Origin of the sequence: Pantoea sp. CTOTU49201 (genome assembly GCF_032054795.1) — a bacterium.
GTDB lineage: Bacteria > Pseudomonadota > Gammaproteobacteria > Enterobacterales > Enterobacteriaceae > Pantoea > Pantoea symbiotica.
Window position 1 is genome coordinate 1 of sequence record NZ_DAMBSA010000368.1, and the last position, 4,734, is coordinate 4,734.

At 53.2% G+C, this 4,734-nt stretch carries 6 protein-coding genes; 4 read left to right on the top strand and 2 right to left on the bottom strand.

Translation table 11 applies throughout. The features are described 5' to 3' along the window. Both RTY00_RS20115 and eptA read right to left on the bottom strand, forming a co-directional pair. A partial coding sequence (locus RTY00_RS20115) for a TetR/AcrR family transcriptional regulator (protein WP_312665790.1) occupies window positions 1–256 on the bottom strand: 256 nt, incomplete at its 3' end. A gap of 39 nt (window positions 257–295) precedes the next feature. Then, window positions 296–1,933, bottom strand: a complete 1,638-nt coding sequence (gene eptA, locus RTY00_RS20120; RefSeq protein WP_312665792.1) for a phosphoethanolamine transferase EptA — start codon at window positions 1,931–1,933, stop codon at window positions 296–298. Window positions 1,934–2,161: 228 nt separating this feature from the next. Between eptA and RTY00_RS20125 the strand changes: the two genes are divergently transcribed. The 4 genes from RTY00_RS20125 to RTY00_RS20140 all read left to right on the top strand — a co-directional run bounded on the left by RTY00_RS20125 (window position 2,162) and on the right by RTY00_RS20140 (window position 4,568). Then, window positions 2,162–2,401, top strand: coding sequence for a DUF1289 domain-containing protein (locus tag RTY00_RS20125; RefSeq protein WP_008110296.1), 240 nt, complete (start codon window positions 2,162–2,164; stop codon window positions 2,399–2,401). Window positions 2,402–2,473: 72 nt separating this feature from the next. Beyond that, on the top strand, window positions 2,474–3,370 hold the full coding sequence (locus RTY00_RS20130; RefSeq protein WP_312665794.1) for an aldo/keto reductase family oxidoreductase: 897 nt from the start codon (window positions 2,474–2,476) through the stop codon (window positions 3,368–3,370). Window positions 3,371–3,450: 80 nt separating this feature from the next. Next, entirely contained in the window at window positions 3,451–3,969 is a 519-nt protein-coding gene (sodC, locus tag RTY00_RS20135; RefSeq protein WP_312665796.1) for a superoxide dismutase [Cu-Zn] SodC, read from the top strand. 131 nt (window positions 3,970–4,100) lie between these two features. Further along, window positions 4,101–4,568, top strand: coding sequence for a hypothetical protein (locus RTY00_RS20140; RefSeq protein WP_312665798.1), 468 nt, complete (start codon window positions 4,101–4,103; stop codon window positions 4,566–4,568). The last annotated feature ends 166 nt before the right edge of the window (window positions 4,569–4,734 follow it).

Here is a 4,734-nt window from a genome sequence, read left to right on the forward strand (position 1 = left end):
GCTGGGTCGGCGTTAAATCGGGCAGACTCAACTGCTGATCAATCTGCTGCTGGAAATGGCTGAAGTAGCGCTCAATCAGCGCCACACCAAAGGCCTCTTTTGAACCAAAATAGTGGTAGAACGAGCCTTTAGTGACTTCCGCCAGCGCCAGCATCTCGATCAAACCCATGCCGGTAAAGCCGCGCTGTAAACAAACCTGCTCGCCAATAGCGAGCAGATGTTCACGGGTATCGTTGCGTTGCAGAGTCTTGTTCATGGGTCGCAGGTTATTAGACCAGTCAGTCTAGCGCAACCCTCAGGCGGCGGTTTGGCACGATCTGTTCATATCCAACTGCGGTTGATACTGCTTAGTCTGGATATTGAACATACCTAAAAGCGTATGGAAAAGATTATCTTGCGACACCTTTGCATCGGCAGCTTGCTGGCGCACACAAGCCTCATTGATGTGATTCGCCGCCGCGTATCCCGGTGACATCCACATCAGCAGAGGAATGTGTGTTTGCTGTGAGGGCGCAAACATATAAGGCGCACCGTGCAGATACATCCCACGTTCGCCAAGCGATTCGCCGTGATCGGAGAGATAGACCAGCGCCACATTGAAGCGATCGCTCAGGCCTTTGAGCTTATCAATGGTGCGGCTCAGCATGGCGTCGGTATACAGCAGCGAGTTGTCGTAGGTATTCACCAATGCCTGATGATCGCAATCCTGAATCTGTTTGCTGTCGCAGGTGGGCGTAAAGCGGCGGAACTCAGCCGGATAACGCTGATAATAGGCTGGACCGTGGCTGCCCATTTGATGCAGTACAATAATGCCGTCGTTATGCAGGCTAGCAACATAGTTATCAAGACGATGCAGCAACACCTCATCCTGGCAAAAACCATCGTGACAATATTGCGGCAGTTTCCACTGCGTCATATCGGTGTGCGGCACGCGGTCACAGGCACCTTTGCAGCCACCATCGTTCTCACGCCACAGTACGCTCACGCCTGCATGCGCCAGGATATCGAGCACGCCTTCCTGATGGTGCGCCAGATTGGCGTCGTAATGCACGCGAGGCATATTGGAGAACATGCAGGGCACCGAAATGGCGGTTTCTGTGCCACAGGAAGTGGCGTTGGGATAGTAAATGACCTGCTGTTTTTTCAGCTCCGGATTGGTGTCACGCGCGTAGCCACCCAGCGAAAAATTCTCGGCGCGCGCCGTTTCACCTACCACTAACACCACCAGCGTTTTCTTGGTTGCTGCGGAGATTAATGGGCCTTTGTGGGCATCCTCGCCAATTTTTACCAATTCCTGACTACCTTGCAGATAGCGTTGATCGACATAGTGGCCAGTACCGCTCACCACGTTGGCCGGAGTAATCATCTTGATCAGGTTTTTGTTGTTGCGAATCAGCGAGGCGTAATCTTTGTAAAACAGCGCCGCCATCAGCAATATGATTAATATTGCGCCCAGTGCGCCCGTCAGGCGTTGCAGCAGATTCCACCACCAGCGCGTGCCGTTATTGATGCGCACGCAGCAAATCAGCACAACCGGCACCATTCCCATCAACAGCATCCAGAGTAGATAGCGACTGCTGATCAGCGCACCGGCTTCCTGCGGGTCGGATTCAAAGACGTTTTGAATCATATTGGTGTCGATCACCGTGCCAAAACTGTGCATGAAGTAATTGGCGGCAGCGCTAACTAATACCAGCACAATCAGCAACGGCTTGCGCAGATAAGGCCATGCGGCCAGCGAGAAGAGAAAATAGAAAGCCGAGGCGAGCACCAGCGGGATGCTGGCGGCGAACAGATAATCGTGGACGTGATCGTAAGGGATCATTTCCCAGGCGCGCAGCAAGAAAAGGGCATTCAAGACTAATGCGAAAAACAGGGCGGCAATAAGGTTAAATCCGTTGGTGCCGCACTGAAAGGTGATCGGGAATCTCATGAAAACTCAACGGTAAGAGGTAATGTTACAATCGTATGAAGACAAGATGAGGAAAACCTTAACGAAGATTAAACGTAAGCAATCCAAATCCTTTAAATGCTGGCTTTTTGGTAAACAGGCGTAACGAAATGCCGCGATGGCTTGATTATCCGCAATGCCCGTATACTCTTTGCACAATGTCATTAAGCTGTTATCAATGTGATTTGAGATGTTAATTGCGGAGTGCATGTGGCCGAGCAACTAGAGTTCTTCCCCGTTCCCAGCCCGTGTCGCGGCATTTGCCAGAGCGACGCGCGTGGCTATTGTCGTGGCTGTTTACGCAGCCGGGAAGAGCGCTTTAACTGGATGAAATTCAGCGATGCGCAAAAGCGCGATGTGCTGCGCTTGTGCCGGCAACGCTTTTTGCGTCTGCAGCGCCAGCAAAAAGTCGATGAAGATCATGATCCACAACAACCGGAACTGTTTTAAGAAAACGACGATTTGCCTTTCCGTTATACTCCCGCTTTCGTTATCTGGAATCGTGTTTAGGGGAGTTTAACCATGTTACAACCGCAGGCTATTGCACCGCAGGGACCGTCCTTTTCACCGCTGATTGCCGGTTACTGGCGTTTAATGGAGTGGGGCATGACGCCGCAGCAAGTGGTGCAGTTTATTGAGCACCATTTGGCACTGGGCATCACCACTGTCGATCACGCCGACATCTACGGCGATTACCAATGTGAAGCCGCCTTTGGTACAGCACTGCGCCTTGCACCGGGTTTGCGTGAAAAGCTGCAAATCGTCACTAAATGCGGCATTGCGACGCGCGCCAAACCCGAACATCGCATTGGTCACTACATCACTGAAGCCAGCCACATTCTGCACAGCGCCGAAAATTCGCTGCGCCATTTCAATACCGATTACCTCGATTTGCTGCTGATTCATCGTCCGGATCCGTTGATGGACGCGGATGAAATTGCCGAAGCCTTTACGGCGCTGCATCAGAGCGGCAAAGTGCGTCATTTTGGCGTATCCAACTTCACCGTGTCTCAGTTCACGCTGCTGCAATCGCGTTTGCCATTCAGTCTGGTCACTAATCAACTGGAAATCTCCCCGCTGGAGCAAACGTCGTTGCTGGATGGCTCGCTCGATCAGTGCCAGCAGAACCGTATCCGCCCAATGGCGTGGTCCTGCCTCGGCGGCGGCCGCGTGTTTAACGATCCACACTATCAGCCGTTGCGCGATGAGCTGGAGCAGGTGAAGCAGGAGATTGGCGCCAGCAATATCGAGCAAGTGGTGTATGCATGGGTGATGAAGCTGCCAAGCCGTCCGCTGCCGATTATTGGATCAGGCAAAATTGAACGTGTGAAAGAAGCGGTTGGCGCCTGCCAGTTAACCCTCGATCGCCAGCAATGGTTCCGCATCCGCAAAGCCGCCATCGGTTACGATGTGCCCTAAAGCGTAAAGCTGCGTCAAATTACGGCAGCCTGGATGAAAGCGGTCCAGGCTTACAGAGAATCTAACCGTAAGGAGACGTTATGAAGAAAACCCTCATTGTTATGCTGGCTCTGGCCTGCGCCGCAGGTGCGCAGGCGGCGTCAGAAGAAGTCACGCTGCACGAAACCACCGCGCAGGGCATCGGAGCGGCAATTGGCAAAGTCACTATCAGCGAAACGCCGTACGGTGTGCAATTTACGCCAGCGTTAAGCGGCCTGAAGCCGGGCGTTCATGGTTTCCACGTGCATGCCAAAGGCAGCTGTGAACCGGGCGAATCGGACGGTAAAATGGTGGCGGCCGGTGCGGCGGGCGGGCATCTCGATCCGCAAAAAATCGGCAAGCATCTTGGCCCGTACGCCGATGGCCACCTTGGCGACTTGCCTGCGCTGTTTGTAACCGAAGATGGCAAGGCGAATTATCCGGTGGTTGCGCCACGCATCAAATCCCTGAGTGAAATCAAAGGTAAAGCCTTGATGGTGCATGTGGGCGGCGATAATCATGCCGACCATCCGCAACCGCTCGGCGGCGGCGGAGCGCGTTTTGCCTGCGGCGTAATTTAACGTTATGGGCGGCAGCAGCTTGTCGCCCTGATTTCCTTCCTTTGAAAAAAATTGACCCATTTTCTTGCTACTCTCAGCGGTTTTTCCGTCCTATGATATTGATTCAGGAATTAAAACCTTCAGGGGCAGGAATGAAAGCGCGTGGGATGATGCTGTTATGTTTAGTGCTGGTGGGATGCGATCAACCCAACGACACGCAGCTGCGTTTGGATGCCAGTCGACAACTACAACGCACCATCGATACCAATCCACTGCGTGTTGAGTGTGAAAAAATTGCGCGCGGCCGTGAGTGGCTGACACAGCACACCCTTCATCGTCTTGAAGCCAAAGGCTGCGAAAACGTTCTGCGCAGCGCCACTGAAACCAACTTCACCCACAGCGAAACTTATCGTCATGCGATGACGGTGGTGTGCGGCGGTATTCAGGGTAAAAGCTTCACCGGCACCACCTTGTATCGACGGTTTATCTACTCTTCAGAAGAGAAGGCGCTGGTGATTGAACCGATGTCCGATCAGGATAAAACCCGCTTCGAAGGACAGAAATCGCTGCAGCAGTTGCAGAACGATTTTAATCGCCAGACCACGCAATATTGTCAGTGATTAATCCGGCACCGCCTGCGCCAACTGGGCGAGTGAGCAGCGCAGGCGCCACAAAATGCCTGCCAGCGTATTGGCTTCGCTCTCCGCTTGCTGTTTCAGTTGCTCAATCATGGTTTCCAGCTCATCCAGCGTGGCCTGCAACGCGGTGTGATGCACGCCGCGCAGA